15 protein-coding genes are annotated in these 15,162 nt (G+C 59.1%); 9 read left to right on the forward strand and 6 right to left on the reverse strand.

The window, feature by feature from the left end; all coding sequences use genetic code 11:
• The first annotated feature begins 22 nt into the window (after positions 1-22).
• Genes trxA through ACR0JB_RS15795 form a run of 3 tightly spaced genes read left to right on the forward strand, consistent with a single transcriptional unit; the run spans position 23 to position 1,791 of the window.
• Entirely contained in the window at positions 23-940 is a 918-nt protein-coding gene (trxA, locus tag ACR0JB_RS15785; protein WP_170378292.1) for a thioredoxin, read from the forward strand.
• A gap of 27 nt (positions 941-967) precedes the next feature.
• Positions 968-1,609, forward strand: a complete 642-nt coding sequence (locus ACR0JB_RS15790) for an LON peptidase substrate-binding domain-containing protein (protein ID WP_170362347.1) — start codon at positions 968-970, stop codon at positions 1,607-1,609.
• On the forward strand, positions 1,606-1,791 hold the full coding sequence (locus ACR0JB_RS15795; RefSeq protein WP_480790064.1) for a Trm112 family protein: 186 nt from the start codon (positions 1,606-1,608) through the stop codon (positions 1,789-1,791). The genes ACR0JB_RS15790 and ACR0JB_RS15795 overlap by 4 nt, the downstream gene beginning before the upstream one ends.
• Here the strand turns inward: ACR0JB_RS15795 and ACR0JB_RS15800 are convergent.
• Entirely contained in the window at positions 1,788-3,050 is a 1,263-nt protein-coding gene (locus ACR0JB_RS15800) for an FAD-dependent monooxygenase (RefSeq protein WP_480790065.1), read from the reverse strand. The genes ACR0JB_RS15795 and ACR0JB_RS15800 overlap by 4 nt on opposite strands.
• 54 nt (positions 3,051-3,104) lie before the next feature.
• On the opposite strand from ACR0JB_RS15800, the gene ACR0JB_RS15805 reads away from it, so the two are divergent.
• The 4 genes from ACR0JB_RS15805 to ACR0JB_RS15820 all read left to right on the forward strand — a co-directional run bounded on the left by ACR0JB_RS15805 (position 3,105) and on the right by ACR0JB_RS15820 (position 9,272).
• Positions 3,105-4,433, forward strand: coding sequence for an amidase (locus ACR0JB_RS15805; protein WP_170398245.1), 1,329 nt, complete (start codon positions 3,105-3,107; stop codon positions 4,431-4,433).
• A gap of 109 nt (positions 4,434-4,542) precedes the next feature.
• Complete coding sequence (locus ACR0JB_RS15810) at positions 4,543-5,724, forward strand: aminotransferase class I/II-fold pyridoxal phosphate-dependent enzyme (protein ID WP_170378296.1); 1,182 nt, start codon at positions 4,543-4,545, stop codon at positions 5,722-5,724.
• 14 nt (positions 5,725-5,738) lie between these two features.
• Positions 5,739-8,636, forward strand: a complete 2,898-nt coding sequence (locus ACR0JB_RS15815; RefSeq protein WP_170398247.1) for a DNA translocase FtsK — start codon at positions 5,739-5,741, stop codon at positions 8,634-8,636.
• Positions 8,637-8,675: 39 nt separating this feature from the next.
• Complete coding sequence (locus tag ACR0JB_RS15820) at positions 8,676-9,272, forward strand: LolA family protein (protein WP_170398249.1); 597 nt, start codon at positions 8,676-8,678, stop codon at positions 9,270-9,272.
• 12 nt (positions 9,273-9,284) lie between these two features.
• Here the strand turns inward: ACR0JB_RS15820 and ACR0JB_RS15825 are convergent, their stop codons facing one another.
• Together ACR0JB_RS15825 and ACR0JB_RS15830 are read right to left on the reverse strand one after the other, a co-directional pair.
• Entirely contained in the window at positions 9,285-9,866 is a 582-nt protein-coding gene (locus ACR0JB_RS15825; protein ID WP_170351042.1) for a transglycosylase SLT domain-containing protein, read from the reverse strand.
• Positions 9,867-9,926: 60 nt separating this feature from the next.
• Positions 9,927-10,808: an AEC family transporter gene (locus tag ACR0JB_RS15830; protein ID WP_170398251.1), complete on the reverse strand. Its 882-nt coding sequence runs from the start codon at positions 10,806-10,808 to the stop codon at positions 9,927-9,929.
• Between the two features lie 80 nt (positions 10,809-10,888).
• On the opposite strand from ACR0JB_RS15830, the gene hspQ reads away from it, so the two are divergent.
• Positions 10,889-11,215 carry a heat shock protein HspQ gene (hspQ, locus tag ACR0JB_RS15835; protein ID WP_170506718.1) on the forward strand — a complete coding sequence of 109 codons (327 nt, stop codon included), beginning with the start codon at positions 10,889-10,891 and terminating at the stop codon, positions 11,213-11,215.
• Positions 11,216-11,240: 25 nt separating this feature from the next.
• Here hspQ and ACR0JB_RS15840 read toward each other — a convergent pair whose 3' ends face one another.
• The 3 genes from ACR0JB_RS15840 to ACR0JB_RS15850 form a co-directional block, all read right to left on the reverse strand.
• Positions 11,241-12,818, reverse strand: a complete 1,578-nt coding sequence (locus tag ACR0JB_RS15840; protein WP_170506715.1) for a gamma-glutamyltransferase family protein — start codon at positions 12,816-12,818, stop codon at positions 11,241-11,243.
• Between the two features lie 211 nt (positions 12,819-13,029).
• A complete protein-coding gene (locus tag ACR0JB_RS15845; protein ID WP_254437451.1) occupies positions 13,030-13,470 on the reverse strand; it encodes an ATP-binding protein in 441 nt (146 codons plus the stop codon).
• Positions 13,471-13,502: 32 nt separating this feature from the next.
• Complete coding sequence (locus tag ACR0JB_RS15850) at positions 13,503-13,841, reverse strand: STAS domain-containing protein (RefSeq protein WP_170398259.1); 339 nt, start codon at positions 13,839-13,841, stop codon at positions 13,503-13,505.
• Between the two features lie 101 nt (positions 13,842-13,942).
• Between ACR0JB_RS15850 and ACR0JB_RS15855 the strand changes: the two genes are divergently transcribed.
• On the forward strand, positions 13,943-15,115 hold the full coding sequence (locus ACR0JB_RS15855; protein ID WP_170398261.1) for an acetyl-CoA C-acyltransferase: 1,173 nt from the start codon (positions 13,943-13,945) through the stop codon (positions 15,113-15,115).
• Positions 15,116-15,162: the final 47 nt, after the last annotated feature.

Consider the following 15,162-nt stretch of genomic DNA (forward strand, 5'->3'; position numbering starts at 1 on the left):
TTCGAACCGGAGAGTGAAAACCATGGATCTTCTGAACGCCGCAGCCAGCCCCGAGGCCACCGATCTGATCAAGGACGGGTCCGAGGCGACCTTTATGGTCGACGTGGTCGAGGCCTCTCAGGAAACGCCTGTCATCGTTGATTTCTGGGCGCCGTGGTGCGGGCCATGCAAGACGCTGGGGCCCGCCCTGGAAGAAGCTGTAACCGCTGCCAAGGGCGCGGTGAAGATGGTCAAGATCAACGTGGATGAGGCGCAGATGATCGCGTCGCAAATGCGCATTCAGTCGATCCCGACCGTTTATGCCTTTTTTAAAGGTCAGCCCATCGACGGGTTTCAGGGCGCTCAGCCGGGCTCGGAAATCAAGGCTTTCGTTGATCGTGTGATCGAAGCCGCGGGCGGTGAAAGCCCCGGTGGGCAGCTGGATGATGCAGTCGAAGCTGCCGAAGATATGCTGGCCGATGGCGCCGCTGTTGATGCGGCCCAAACCTTTGCTGCGATTTTGGGCGAAGATCCGAACCATGCCGGGGCTTACGGCGGGCTGGTTCGCGCACACATCGCGTCAGGCGATTTGGAACAGGCCGAAGCCATTCTGAACGGCGCACCTGCCGAGATTTCTACCTCGGCCGAGGTGGAGGCGGCGCATGCGCAGCTGGAACTGGCCAAGCAGGCCGCTGATGCCGGTCCGGTGGCCGAACTGACCGCTGCGGTCGAGGCTGATCCCGACAACCTTCAGGCCCGGTTCGATCTGGCGCAGGCACTGCACGCCAATGGCAATGTGGAGGAGGCCGTGGCGCAGTTGCTGGACCTGTTCCGCCGTGATCGCGAATGGAATGACGGTGCCGCCAAGGCGCAGCTGTTCACCATCTTCGACGCGCTAAAACCCAATGATCCGATCGTTCTGAACGGGCGGCGCAAGCTCAGCTCGATGATATTTGCCTAATTCGGGATCAGAGCTACACTCGGATACATGATGCATCCCGCTGATCTGCCGGAAACGGTATCCGTTTTTCCATTGCCGGGGGCGCTGTTGTTGCCCCGCTCGCGCCTGCCGCTGCATATTTTCGAGCCGCGCTATCTGCAGATGCTGGACGACGCACTGAAAACGCAGGAGCGGCTGATCGGCATGGTGCAGCCGAACCCATGTCACAGCAACGAAGATAAGCTGCACCAGATCGGCTGTGCTGGGCGTGTGACGCAATTTTCGGAAACCGAAGATGGCCGTTACCTGATTACCCTGACCGGGATTTCACGGTTCCGCGTCCAATCCGAGTTGGACGCCTTTACGCCTTACCGACGCTGTGCCGTGTCGTGGGGTGGGTTTGATCGGGATTTGGGCCGGGCCGAGATGGACGATAGTTTCGACCGCAGCGCATTTTTGGGCTTGTTGGAACGGTTTTTCGCCTCGCGCCAGCTTTCGACCGATTGGGATACGTTGAAAGATGCAGATGATGAGTTGCTGGTGAATTCACTGTCGATGCTGCTGGATTTTGATCCCGAGGAAAAACAAGCGCTGCTTGAGGCCCCCTGTCTGCGCACCCGGCGCGAGACACTAACGACACTGATAGAATTCGCCATGCGCGGCGGCACGAATGAGGAAAAACTGCAATGAGCGAACCCCAACACCCTTTCGACCGGCATATGCTTGAGGCTCTGATTTGTCCGCAGACACACACGACTTTGCACTACGATGCCGACAAGCAGGAACTGGTGTCCAAGGCGGCCAATCTGGCCTTTCCGATCCGAAATGGGATTCCGGTGATGTTGGTCGATGAGGCGCGAGAACTAGACTAGATCGCGCGACCCTGCAGCAGTTTTGGCAGGTCTCCGGTCAGCCCGGCGGCCTCACGCACGAAGCCACGGCGCAGGCCGGGCAGCGATCCCACAATTCCCATTCCAATGTCGCGTCCGATCCGCAGCAGTGGGTTGTCGTTGGAAAACAGCTTGTTGAACACGTCTGTCGCCATAGCCAGCGCCGCCGTGTCGAACCGCCGCCATTCCTGATAGCGTTCCAGCACCAGGACAGATCCGATATCCTCGCCGCGCCGTCCGGCCAGTGTTAGCACCTCGGCCAGAGCCCCGACATCGCGCAGACCCGCGTTCAGTCCTTGCCCCGCGATGGGGTGCATGCCGTGGGCGGCGTCTCCGACCAGGGCCATTCGGTCGCCAATGAAGGAATTGGCGATGGTCAGGTTCAGCGGATAGGTGAACCGGTCGCCCTGCAGGCGGATATCGCCCAGAAAATCTCCGAACCGGGGGCGCAGGACCTGCAGGTACTCGTCTTCGGGCAGGGTGTTGATGTGCTGGGCCGTCTCGGTCCGTTCGCTCCAGACGATCGAACTGCGATTGCCGGTCAGGGGCAGAATGGCTAGCGGGCCGGGTGGCATGAAGAACTGGTGGGCAACGCCGTGGTGGGGCAGGTCATGTTCGATGGCGCAGACCAGTGCGGTCTGGCCGTAATCCCAGCCAGTACGCTTGATGCCCGCCCGCGTGGCGGTGCCGCTGCGGCGACCGTCGCAACCGACCAGCATTGAACCGGTCAGTGTGGTGCCGTCGTCCAAGGTCAGCGTCACGCCGGTCGCATCGCAATCCTGCGCGACAACGGTTCTACCGCTGATTTCTGTGATGCCTTTTTCCTCGGCCATGGCGCTCATAAAGGCGCGGCGCAGGTGACGGTCTTCGACCATATAGCCCATCGGACCTTCTTCGATCTCGGCATGGTCGAAATGCATGAAGAACGGGGATGGCCCAACGCCCGCATACCCATCGGTGACCTTGATTTCCAACATCGGCTGGGCGTGTTCGGCCACGCGATCCCAGACCCCGATCGCATCCAACAACCTTTGCGAGGCCAGCGCCAGCGCATAGGCACGCCCATCAAAGGCTGCGTTCTTGCGCACTTTTTCCGCCAGCGCGTCAATCACGGTGACCGAATGGCCGGTCTGCGCCAGCGCCAAAGCCAATGCCGGGCCGTTCAAGCCGCCGCCCACGATCAGGATATCCGAGGTTTGTTCCATGCCCCGCAATATGCGCGCCCAATCGGGATTGTCCATGTGCGGTCCTGTCGCTACCGTCCGTCAAAGCGCAATTTTTTCAAGGGGGCGGTGATGCAGGATTGGCTGACCATGACGGCGTGTGATCTGGGTCGGGGCATCGGTATGGGGCGGATTGACCCGGTGGAATTGACCGAAACATACCTGTCGGCCATCGACGAACATCCCCACAGCGACCGAATCTATGCCCGTGTCACCCATGATCGCGCCCGGTCTGAGGCGGCAGCGGCGCAAGCCCGCGCCAAGCAGGGGCAGCGCCTGTCGCTTTTGGATGGGGTGCCGATCAGTTGGAAAGACCTGTTCGACACTGCCAGTATTGGAACCGAGTCCGGGTCGGCCTTGCTGAAAGGTCGGGTGCCGGAAACTGACGCGGTCGTGGTGCGCAACGCCACCGCATTGGGGGCGGTTTGTCTGGGCAAAACCCATATGAGCGAGCTGGCTTTTTCTGGCCTTGGCCTGAACCCAATTACTGGCACGCCGCCCTGCGTCGATGATGTAGAGGCGGTGCCGGGTGGATCCTCGTCTGGTGCCGGGGCATCGGTGGCCTGGGGATTGGCGGCTGGCGGGATCGGCTCGGACACCGGCGGATCGGTCCGCATCCCCGCGGCCTGGAACAACTTGGTGGGGCTTAAAACCACCGCCGGACGGATCAGCCTGGAAGGTGTAGTGCCCTTGTGCCTGCGATTCGACACCGCCGGTCCGCTGACCCGGTCGGTTGAAGATGCCGCGCATATGCTGGCGCTGTTGGAAGGAGGTACACCGGCGGACCTGCGGGGGGCCAGCCTGAAAGGTCGGTGCTTTGCTGATCTGCAGAACGTCGCCAAGGACGACCTGCGCGATGCGCCCCGCAAAGCTTTTGACGACGCTGTTGACCGGTTGCGCGATGCTGGCGCGGAAATCGTGCCATTGGAAGTGCCCGAACTGGATGAGGCGATGGGGCTTTCGGGCCTTCTCTACACCACCGAAGCCTATGGTTTGTGGCGTGACGTGATCGAGGCCAACCCTGATGCCATGTATCCCGAGATTCTGGAACGATTCCGTGCAGGCAAAAATAACTCTGGCCCCGATTACGTCGCCGCATGGTCCAAACTGAAAGCCTGCCGGGCCGCTTGGGACGCGGCAACCACTGGCTTTGACGCCGTTCTGGCCCCGACAGCCCCGATTCTGCCACCGAATCTGGACCGGTTGATGAAGGATCATGATTATTACGTCACCGAAAACCTGCTGGCGCTGCGCAATACGCGGATTGGCAATCTGATGGGGCTTGCGGCCCTGACCCTGCCCACCGGCACCCCCGGTTGCGGGCTGATGATGTTGGGCTATCCGGGCTCGGAAGAGGTGCTTTTGCGGCTTGGATCAGCGGCTGAGGCAGCGTTGGCCTGAATGCCACAATCCCCTGATTCGGCACCTCTTTGTCTGGACGAAGCCGGGTGCGGCCTGTAATCTACTAAAAAAACGGGGCGAAAATGATCCCGATATTGAGGCAGCAGTTATGAATTTCCCCGAGCGGTTTTCGAACCTACCGGAATACGCATTTCCGCGTCTGCGCACCCTGCTGGACCACCACCAGCCGGGCGGAGATGTGATTCACATGACTATCGGCGCCCCGATGCATGACTTCCCGGCCTGGGTGACGGATGTGATCATGGAAAACGCTGCGGGGTTTCAGGGCTATCCGCCAAACGAAGGCTCGCCCGAGCTGCGTGGCGCGATCACCGACTGGATCAAGCGCCGCTATGGCGTGGCGATGGACCCCGAAACCAACGTGATGGCGCTGAACGGCACGCGTGAGGGGTTGTATAACGCTGCCATGGCGCTGTGCCCGGAACAGAAGAACGGCCAAAGACCGGTCGTGCTGTGCCCGAACCCGTTTTATCAGGTTTATATGGTCGCCTCGATCTCGGTTGCGGCCGAGCCGGTCTTTGTGCCCGCAACCGCCGCAACGGGTCATCTGCCCGATTACGCTGGGTTGCCCGAGGACGTGCTGAACCGCACCGCTGTGGCCTATATCTGCTCACCCGCCAACCCGCAGGGGGCCGTTGCCTCGCGCGATTATTGGGCCGAGCTGATCCAATTGGCCGAGAAATACGATTTCCGCATCTTCGCGGATGAGTGTTATTCCGAGATTTATCGCAATGATGCCCCAGCCGGGGCCTTAACCGTAGCGCAGGAACTGGGGGCCGATCCCGAACGGGTCACCCTGTTCAACTCGCTGTCAAAACGGTCCAATCTGGCAGGGCTGCGATCCGGCCTGATTGCGGGCGGACCTGAGACGATCAAACGGGTCAAGCAGTTGCGCAGTTACGCGGGCGCGCCCTTACCAGCCCCCTTGCAGGCCGCAGCGGCACGGGTTTGGGCGGATGAGGCGCATGTCGCTGAGAACCGCGCGCTGTATCAGGAAAAATACGCGATTGCCGATGAGGTATTTGCCAATGTTCAGGGTTATATGCCGCCAGAGGCGGGGTTTTTCCTGTGGCTACCGGTCGAAAACGGCGAAGAAACCGCATTGAAGCTTTGGCAGCAGACCGGGGTACGGGTGCTGCCGGGCGCATATCTTTCTCAAGGTGATCCGGGGCAAAACCCGGGCGAACAATTTATCCGGGTCGCCATGGTGGCCCCAAAAACAGAGATGAAGCGCGGGCTGATCATGCTCCGCGACTGCATCTATTCGTGAGGTACGAGGGCAAAATGGCATCATATAACGCGCGCAACCGCGATCCATTGCTGGACAGCACGACTCAGGCCGCGATTGAGCGGCGCAGCAAAGAGCTGATCGGGATCGCCTTGATCCTGCTGGGCCTGGCCGCCGCTGCGATGATCTGGTCCTACACGCCGGATGATCCGAATTGGATGGTTTCAACGGACGCGCCGGTGCAAAACTGGATGGGGCGGATTGGTGCCTCAATCGCCGCACCGTTGTTCATGATCGTAGGTTGGGGCAGCTGGAGTATCGCGCTGGTGCTGATCGGCTGGGGCGTGCGCTTTGCTGGGCATTTCGGCGAGGAGCGCGCGGTTGGCCGTCTGATCTTTGCGCCGATCTGGATTGCCATTGTCTCGGTCTATGCTGCGACGCTGGTGCCGGGGGAGGCCTGGCGCGCGACCCACAGCTTTGGTCTGGGTGGTCTGTTCGGCGATACCGTAATGGGCGCGCTTCTGACGCTGCTGCCGATTTCCTCGCATTTCATGGTCAAGCTGATGTCACTGGCCATGGCTGCCGGGATGTTGGCGCTGGGTGTTTTTGTGCTGGGTTTCACCAAAGCGGATGTGCGCAAGGGCTTCCGCGCCTTCTTGCTGGGCTTGGTCATGTCCTATGACATGCTGATGAACTTGCTGGGCCGTGGGGCCACTGCCACCGCGCAGGCCGCTCGCGACCGTCGCACGCAGTGGGAGGAACGCAAGGCCGCCCGTACGGAAGCGGCGGAAGCTGTGTTTGAAGATAATCTGGCCTATGCCGATCCGGTGTTCGAAGAGCCGGACTATGAAGAACCCGAGCCCGCAAAGCCGGGCTTGTTGGCGCGGATGCCCAGCCTGATCCGCCGTCCCGAGTCGATGATCGAGCCCGAGCTGATCGATCCTGAACCCGTTGCTGGGTTTGACGAAATGCCGGGTGAGGACCGCATCCGGTCTAAGATCTCTGCCGCTGTGCGCAACCGCAAGGTCGCGATCGGCGAAATGACCCCCGAGCCTGATCCGCACCTGCCGCTGACCAAGGGGCGGGGCCGGGGGCCCGATCCGCTGATCCTGAACCCCAGAGGTGGTGACGAGCTACCGCCTGAACCGCCGATGACCTCGGCTGGCCTGCCGCCAGAACCGATGCTGACAGCAGAACCCGCGCCAGAGTGGCAGCAAGAACCGCTGCATCAGGACTTTGCGCCCGAGCCGGATTTCGAAGACGAAGCCGTGTTCGAGGACGCGCCCGAACCCGCGCCACAGCAGCGACCTGCGATGAAAATCCCGGTGGCCGAGCCGCGCAAACCGGTGGTGGCGCAGCCTGTGCGCCGGACCCCGCCACCCTCGCGACGCGCGCAGGCCGAGGCGCAGCCGACCTTGTCCTTCGAGGAACGGCATTCCGATTTTGAATTGCCGCCGCTGAGCCTGCTGTCCAATCCCGCCAGCATTCAGCGCCATCACCTCAGCGATGAGGCATTGGAAGAAAACGCGCGGATGCTGGAAAACGTGCTGGATGACTATGGCGTCAAGGGTGAGATTACCAGCGTCCGCCCCGGTCCGGTTGTCACCATGTACGAACTGGAACCGGCGCCGGGTCTGAAAGCCAGCCGCGTGATCGGTCTGGCCGATGACATCGCACGCTCGATGTCGGCGTTGTCGGCCCGGGTTTCGACTCTGCCGGGTCGCTCCGTGATCGGGATCGAACTGCCGAATGAAAACCGTGAGATGGTGGTTCTGCGCGAAATTCTGGCCAGCCGAGATTTTGGTGACGGTAACCATGCGCTGCCTCTGGCGTTGGGCAAGGATATCGGTGGCGAGTCCGTTGTGGCGAACCTGGCCAAGATGCCTCACTTGCTGATCGCGGGGACCACCGGGTCCGGTAAGTCGGTAGCGATCAACACCATGATCCTGTCGCTGTTGTACAAGTTGTCACCGGACGAATGCCGCCTGATCATGATCGATCCGAAGATGTTGGAACTGTCAGTTTATGACGGCATCCCGCATCTGCTGTCGCCCGTTGTAACCGACCCGAAAAAAGCGGTTGTGGCCCTGAAATGGGTCGTGGGCGAGATGGAGGACCGCTATCGCAAGATGTCCAAGATGGGCGTGCGTAATATCGCGGGCTACAACGGCCGTGTGAAGGACGCGTTGGCCAAGGGCGAGTTGTTCAGCCGCACGGTCCAGACCGGGTTCGATGACGAAACCGGCGAACCGATGTTCGAGACCGAAGAATTCGCCCCCGAGTCGATGCCCTATATCGTTGTCATCGTCGACGAGATGGCCGACCTGATGATGGTCGCGGGCAAAGAGATCGAAGCTTGCATTCAGCGTCTGGCGCAAATGGCGCGGGCCTCGGGCATTCACTTGATCATGGCTACGCAGCGTCCCTCGGTCGATGTGATCACTGGTACGATCAAGGCGAACTTCCCGACCCGGATTTCGTTCCAGGTGACCTCGAAAGTCGACAGCCGCACCATTCTGGGCGAAATGGGCGCCGAGCAACTGCTGGGGCAGGGCGATATGCTGTATATGGCCGGTGGGGCCAAGATCACCCGCTGCCACGGGCCATTTGTCTCGGACGAAGAGGTCGAAGAAATCGTCAACCACCTGAAACAGTTCGGCCCGCCGGATTACATGAGCGGCGTTGTCGATGGACCGGCAGATGAGAAGGCTGACAATATCGATGCCGTTCTGGGTCTGAACACGGGCGGCAATACGAACGGCGAAGATGCCCTCTATGATCAGGCCGTGGCGATTGTGATCAAGGATCGCAAATGCTCGACCTCATACATCCAGCGGAAACTTGCCATTGGCTACAACAAGGCCGCGCGGTTGGTTGAGCAGATGGAGGACGAAGGCGTTGTTTCTTCTGCAAATCACGTCGGTAAGCGGGAAATCCTCGTCCCCGAGCAGTAGGATATTTAATAATAAGGGCAAAGCGCTTATCTGGGTTTTATGAAACAGATTGCTTTTGCCCTTGCTCTGACCCTGGCCGCACCTGCCGCCTGGGCGGCCGACAAACTGCCATTGTCGCAGATATCCAATTATCTGAACGGTCTGAATACCGTTGAGACGACATTCACTCAGGTCAATGATGACGGCTCGTTGAGTACCGGCAAGCTGTGGATGCAGCGGCCGGGCAAGATGCGGTTCGAATATGATCCGCCCAACAGTGCCGTTGTTCTGGCCAATACGGGCACGGTGCAAATCTTTGACCCCAAGTCGAACCAACCGCCCGAGCAATACCCGCTGAATCGGACACCGCTGTCACTGGTGCTGGCGCGTAACGTGAACTTGGGGCAGGCAAATATGGTTGTGGCTCATAACTTCGACGGCACCGCCACAGTTGTCACCGCCCAAGACCCGAAAAACCCCGATAGCGGACGGATCGAGCTGATGTTCACCGACAACCCGGTTGAGCTGCGCAAATGGGTGATCCATGACAATGCGGGCACGAAAACAACCGTGCTGTTGGGTCAACTGGATACAGACAGCAACCTGAGTCGAGATCTGTTTACCAAAGCGAAAAGAAGCGGGTCAGGCAATCGCTGACCCGCGTTCTGGTCAATAGCGGCAACCAGACAGTTGCGCTTGGTAAAGTTTGGCGCGCGCATCCACATCATTGGCGACATTCAGCAACCAGGTCTTGCTATAGTGGCTGCCCCGGGCATAGCCGGTGTGGCCTTCGTGATAGGCTAGATACTGGTTGCGGGTGTCGCTGGGGTGAATGCCGTTCCGCTGATAACTTTTGTTCATATACCAGCCGATAAAGTCAGACGCATCGCGGATACGGTCACGCTTGGCCCGACGCTTGCCGGTCTCGCGCTGGTATTCATCCCAGGTGCCATCCAACGCTTGGCTGAAGCCATATGCGCTGCTCTGCCGGCCCATCGGAATCACACCCAGAACGTAATTATGCGGCGTGCGTGCGTCATGCTTATAGCGGCTTTCCTGATAGATCGTCGCCATTTGTACATGAACCGGGACGCCCCATTTGCGCTCGGTGCTCTTAAAGGCCTTCATATAATCGGGCCGTTCGCGCGCAATGCTGCACGCGTCATTCAATTTGCTGGGTGGTTGCTTGGACCCACCACCACAGGATGCCAAAAGCAGCACCCCGAAGAGTACGATTAGAATTCTGCTCATGTGCCTCGTGCCTTTTTTCTTTATTCTAGCGCAGATTGAGCGTTTAGGGAATCACAATCGTTACAGAATAATCGCGAGAATTATAGGTAATGCGCCCACGGACAACGCTGTTGAGACCATGACCATCCCGGCAACCGCGTCGGAATCGGCATCGAACCGCTCGGCCAGCAAGTAAGAGGTTACTGCCACCGGAGTACACATCTGCAGCACCAGAACGCCAAAGGCCACGGCTTCGAGTTTGAAGATCAGCGCAACAGACCAGCCCAGGGCGAAACAGACAGCCAGTTTAAGAAATGACAGCCAGACCGCCTGACCCAGCCGGTGCGTTGTCAACCGCGCAACCGCCACGCCCAGCGTTATCAGCATCAGGGGCACTGCCATCTGGCCCAACAATTCCAATGTGTTAGTCAGAAACATGGGCGTCTGCCATCCGCGCCACAAAAACAGCGCCCCCAATAGGGTGGCCCAGACCATCGGTTCGCGCACGACTTTGCCGAACGCGCCTTTTCCGGCCACAAGGTAGATGCCGTAAGTAAACGAAAACAACGCTGTTACTGACAGGAAAATGACCGCATAGCCCAACCCGGCCTGGCCAAAGGCGAAAATGCACAAAGGAAGACCCAAATTTCCGGTATTTCCGAATATCAGCGGCGAAAGATAGGTACGCTGTTCAAGTTTCAGCCCCCGGACGATCAGCCAGAAGACCGCTGCCATCACCAGATTAGCAACGATTGTTGCAACGGTAAAACGGGAAAGATCGCCGCCCGGAATGTCGGTTTGCATCAGCGCCACAAAGATCAGGCTGGGCACAGCAAGGGTCATGGCAAAGCGGGTGACGAACTGCAGGCGATACTCAAATCCCAGCTTGACCCAGGCAAAGCCGATGCCCGCCAGAATAAAGACCGGGGCCACGATTTCGAATACTGTCAGCAAAAGGTTCACAGACTGTTTCCCTAATTTACGGATCAATGATTGGCATTTCGGCCCGGAAAGAGGTAGTAAGTTCAATGGGGGCATAAACTATGCTGAAGACACACGCCAAGTACGGCCTGGGACAGGTCGTCCGTCATAAAAAACATCCCTTCCGAGGGGTGATTTTTGACGTGGACCCCGAATTTGCGAACACGGAAGAATGGTATCAGGCCATCCCCGAAGACAGCCGCCCGGTCAAAGATCAGCCGTTTTACCACTTGTTGGCGGAAAACGACCAATCCTTCTATGTGGCTTATGTTTCTGAACAAAATCTGATCGCTGACCAGTCGGGCGAACCGGTCGAACACCCCGATATTCCCGATATGTTCGGTCCGTTCGAAAACGGCGCCTATCCGCTCCACTTCCATCTGAACTAAGGGTGCTTGGCCGGGTGTCGGCCCGTCAGTACCCAAGGGCGCACCCGTCTTTTCGCGGGTCGCTTGCGCCTTGAAGAACGCCATCCTCACAGATTCGAATGGCTTGTGCGCCGCCCAACGGCGTTTCTGGAATCTCTACAGTGTGCCCTAAATCACGTAATTGTTGGACGGTGCTGGGCGAAATTCCGCGTTCCAGCTTTAATACGCCATTGTCGGCAAAGGCGCGCGGTGCGTCGATGCTGGCCTGAAGGCCCAACCCGTGGTCCGTCAAATTTGACACAAACCGGGCGTGGCCGGTGGGTTGATAGGCGCCACCCATCACGCCGAACGGCATCAGCACACGACCATTTTGCGTCAACAGCCCCGGAATGATTGTGTGCATGGGGCGTTTGCCGCCGCTCAGTTCATTCGGATGACCCGATTGCAGGGTAAAGCCTGCGCCTCGGTTTTGTAGCAGAATGCCGTATTTTTCGGATGCGATCCCCGAACCGAAACTGTGAAAGATGGAATAGATCAGCGAAACCGCCATTCTGTCCCGATCCACAACGGTGATATAGACGGTGTCCTTGTGAATAGCCTCGGTCAGTGGGGCGGCGGCGGGCATGGCGCGTTTCGGGTCGATTAGCGCGGCCAGCCTGTCGGCCACATCCTGATCCGTGAACCGATCCGCATGTGTTGTATGATCGGGATCGGCGATAAAGCGGTTGCGGGCGTCATAGGCGAGTTTCGAAGCCTCCGCCTCGATATGCAGACGCTGCGCCCCGAACGGGTCCATGCTGGCAAGGTCGAAGTTCTTGAGGATATTCAGCAAAAGAATGGCCGTGGCGCCTTGGCCATTTGGTGGATGTTCAACCAGTTCCAATCCATTGTAGTCACCGCTGACAGGCTGTGTTTCAGTACATGCGGTGGTCAGAAAATCCTCGGCTGTGTGAACGCCACCCAGTTGGGCAAGTGCAGCGACCATATCTTCAGCGATGTCACCGGAGTAAAACGCATCCCGCCCGGTACGAGCAATCTGGCGCAAGACTTCGGCTTGCCCGCGAGAGCGAAACACCTGCCCAACCTTAGGTGCGTCGTCATTGATCAGGTAATGCGTCCGCGCGGCCCCCTGTAGGGTAGCTGCCCCCGTTTCCCAGTCAAACGCCACCCTTGGGGCAACCGGGACCCCAGCTTCGGCATAGTGAATGGCGGGTTGCAGAATGGCTTCAAGCCCCAGCTTGCCCTCGGTTTGCGCTAGATGACAGAACGCATCGACGGCGCCGGGAACGGTTACAGCGTCTGCTGTGTTCAAAGGCACTTTTGTCAGCCCCTGCGACCGCAGTTTTTCTGCGCTAGCTGCTGCAGGCGCGCGGCCCGAGCCATTCAGGGCGCGTATCTGATCCTCACCCGCCCGGTTGTACAGCACGAAACAATCGCCGCCCAGCCCGGTCATCTGAGGTTCACAAATACCCAACAGCACCGCCCCGGCGATGGCGGCATCCATTGCGTTGCCACCCTGGGTAAGAATGTCCACAGCGACCTTTGCGGCCAAGGGATGCGACGTGGCGCACATCCCTTCGGTCGCCAGAACTTCGGATCGACCCGGTGAGTGAAAATCCCGCATGACATTATTCCCCGATTGAACGCGCCGAAGGTATCGCGCAGTCCGGGGTTGTCCAGTCAAATCAAAGGGAAGTTCCTCGGCGCCGTTCACTGGGTGGGGGCTGTGACACGTGGCGCCGAGGGAAGCTATCTGAGCTACAATTACTCTTTTGCCCTTTGTTTGCGGCGTTACAATGGTTCGATCTGGGCCTTATTGTGACGTTTTCTTGCCGTCAGGTGGGCTCTGGAAAGTCAAAGCGCAGCGACAACCGGTTACAACCATTGCTTCGTTCGTAGCGGATATCGCTGGTCAGTTCGTGGATTAGAAACCAACCGAACCCACCTTCGGGCAGGTCTTCGACCGTCGATCCCAGTGATGCCGGGATGCCGTCAGGTACACGAAATCCGGGTAACGGGTTGCCAGTGTCCGAGATCAAAATCTCAAGCCAGTTCTGATGCAGGCGGCACCGAACCTTCACCTTGGCCGGAGTTATGTCGGCATAGGCATGTTCGACCACATTATTGATTGCTTCGGCCAGCGCGATTTTCACATCACCCGCCTTGTGCGCCGGAAGCCCATGCGCCGCCAACCCCCGGCTGAGTTGCGCGATCCCGGCACTGGCCTCGGTCTCAGTTGCTGCGAAGCTCAGATCTAAACACTTGCCGTTGTACATGGGCATCGCGCCTATTCAGATAGTCAATTAGGTCAATCCGCGGCGGTCGACAGGGCATCATCCAGGGTTGGATACAGTTTGAACACCGTGTCCATACGGGTCAGGCGGAATACCTTTGCAACAAAAGGGTGCAGCCCAGCCAGGTCCAGCCTGCGCTCATTTCCAAGCTGTTTCATCGAGGCGACGATGGCACCCAAGCCACTTGAATCAATGAACTCGACACTGGTCAGGTCCAGCACCACGCGTGTGGCCCCGCCTTCGGCCTGATTGCGCATATCTTCCTTGAACTGGATGGCCATGGCCGCATCAATCCGGTCGGAATGCACTTTGATAATTTGGGTTGCGTCGGTCGTTGTGCTGGTCAAGGCCATGCGCGACGGTCCTCTAATATGAAACTCGCTAGTAGAAATACGCTAGACGACAATTCTTACCATTCGGTATCTATCAATGCTGAAAGAGGAGGATCATCGCGATGAAACAGGTTGTTATCGCGGGGGCGGCGCGGACGCCCATGGGCGGGTTTCAGGGTATGTTCGACGGTATTGCCGCTGCTGAATTGGGCGGGAGCGCCATTCGTGCTGCGCTGCACGGCGCGGGCGCTGATACGGTCGACGAGGTGCTGATGGGCTGTGTTCTGCCCGCCGGCCAGGGCCAGGCCCCGGCACGACAGGCCGGATTTGCGGCGGGATTGGGTGAAGAGGTGCCCGCAACAACCCTGAACAAGATGTGCGGGTCGGGAATGAAGGCTGCCATGATCGCCTTTGACCAGATTGCTCTGGGTCACGCTGATACGATGATCGCCGGTGGCATGGAGAGTATGACCAACGCCCCTTACCTGTTGCCGAAAATGCGCGGCGGTGCGCGCATTGGGCATGGTCAGGTGGTTGACCATATGTTTCTGGACGGCCTCGAGGACGCCTATGACAAAGGCCGCCTGATGGGCACTTTCGCCGAGGATTGCGCCGAAGCCTATCAATTCACGCGAGAATCGCAGGACGAATACGCGCTGCAGTCGCTTTCCAACGCCCTGTCTGCACAGGAAAGTGGTGCCTTCGAGGGTGAGATCACACCTGTTACCTCCAAGACCCGCAAGGGTGAGGTCACTTTTGCCCAAGATGAACAGCCGCAATCCGCCCGGCCAGATAAAATCCCGACGCTGAAACCTGCCTTTCGTAAGGATGGGACGGTCACGGCAGCCAATTCGTCATCGATTTCTGACGGGGCAGCCGCGTTGCTACTGGCTTCGGCTGAGGCGGCCGAAGCGCAGGGCCTGACTGTGCGTGCCCGGATCATTGGTCATGCCAGCCACGCGCAGGCCCCGGGTTTGTTCACGACCGCGCCGGTTCCGGCCGCACAGAAACTACTGTCGAATATCGGCTGGTCCAAAGATGACGTCGACCTGTGGGAGGTGAACGAGGCCTTTGCCGTTGTACCCATGGCCTTTATGCACGAAATGGGCCTGTCGCGCGACAAGGTGAACGTAAATGGCGGGGCCTGCGCTTTGGGACATCCAATCGGCGCCTCGGGCGCGCGGATCATGGTCACTCTGCTCAACGCGCTGGAAAAGCGGAACCTCAAACGCGGCGTGGCTGCCATCTGCATCGGTGGCGGCGAAGGCACGGCCATCGCCATCGAACGCGTTTGACGCTTGGGTTTATTCCACATACTGCGGGATAAACCTTTTCCAAAGAG

Source organism: Ruegeria sp. BI7 (assembly GCF_056537925.1).

Coding starts and splice junctions, on each gene's coding strand:
- trxA (WP_170378292.1), top strand. CDS start 23: ATGGATCTTCTGAACGCCGCAGCCAGCCCCGAGGCCACCGATCTGATC.
- ACR0JB_RS15790 (WP_170362347.1), top strand. CDS start 968: ATGATGCATCCCGCTGATCTGCCGGAAACGGTATCCGTTTTTCCATTG.
- ACR0JB_RS15795 (WP_480790064.1), top strand. CDS start 1,606: ATGAGCGAACCCCAACACCCTTTCGACCGGCATATGCTTGAGGCTCTG.
- ACR0JB_RS15800 (WP_480790065.1), bottom strand. CDS start 3,050: ATGGACAATCCCGATTGGGCGCGCATATTGCGGGGCATGGAACAAACC.
- ACR0JB_RS15805 (WP_170398245.1), top strand. CDS start 3,105: ATGCAGGATTGGCTGACCATGACGGCGTGTGATCTGGGTCGGGGCATC.
- ACR0JB_RS15810 (WP_170378296.1), top strand. CDS start 4,543: ATGAATTTCCCCGAGCGGTTTTCGAACCTACCGGAATACGCATTTCCG.
- ACR0JB_RS15815 (WP_170398247.1), top strand. CDS start 5,739: ATGGCATCATATAACGCGCGCAACCGCGATCCATTGCTGGACAGCACG.
- ACR0JB_RS15820 (WP_170398249.1), top strand. CDS start 8,676: ATGAAACAGATTGCTTTTGCCCTTGCTCTGACCCTGGCCGCACCTGCC.
- ACR0JB_RS15825 (WP_170351042.1), bottom strand. CDS start 9,866: ATGAGCAGAATTCTAATCGTACTCTTCGGGGTGCTGCTTTTGGCATCC.
- hspQ (WP_170506718.1), top strand. CDS start 10,889: ATGCTGAAGACACACGCCAAGTACGGCCTGGGACAGGTCGTCCGTCAT.
- ACR0JB_RS15840 (WP_170506715.1), bottom strand. CDS start 12,818: ATGCGGGATTTTCACTCACCGGGTCGATCCGAAGTTCTGGCGACCGAA.
- ACR0JB_RS15845 (WP_254437451.1), bottom strand. CDS start 13,470: ATGTACAACGGCAAGTGTTTAGATCTGAGCTTCGCAGCAACTGAGACC.
- ACR0JB_RS15850 (WP_170398259.1), bottom strand. CDS start 13,841: ATGGCCTTGACCAGCACAACGACCGACGCAACCCAAATTATCAAAGTG.
- ACR0JB_RS15855 (WP_170398261.1), top strand. CDS start 13,943: ATGAAACAGGTTGTTATCGCGGGGGCGGCGCGGACGCCCATGGGCGGG.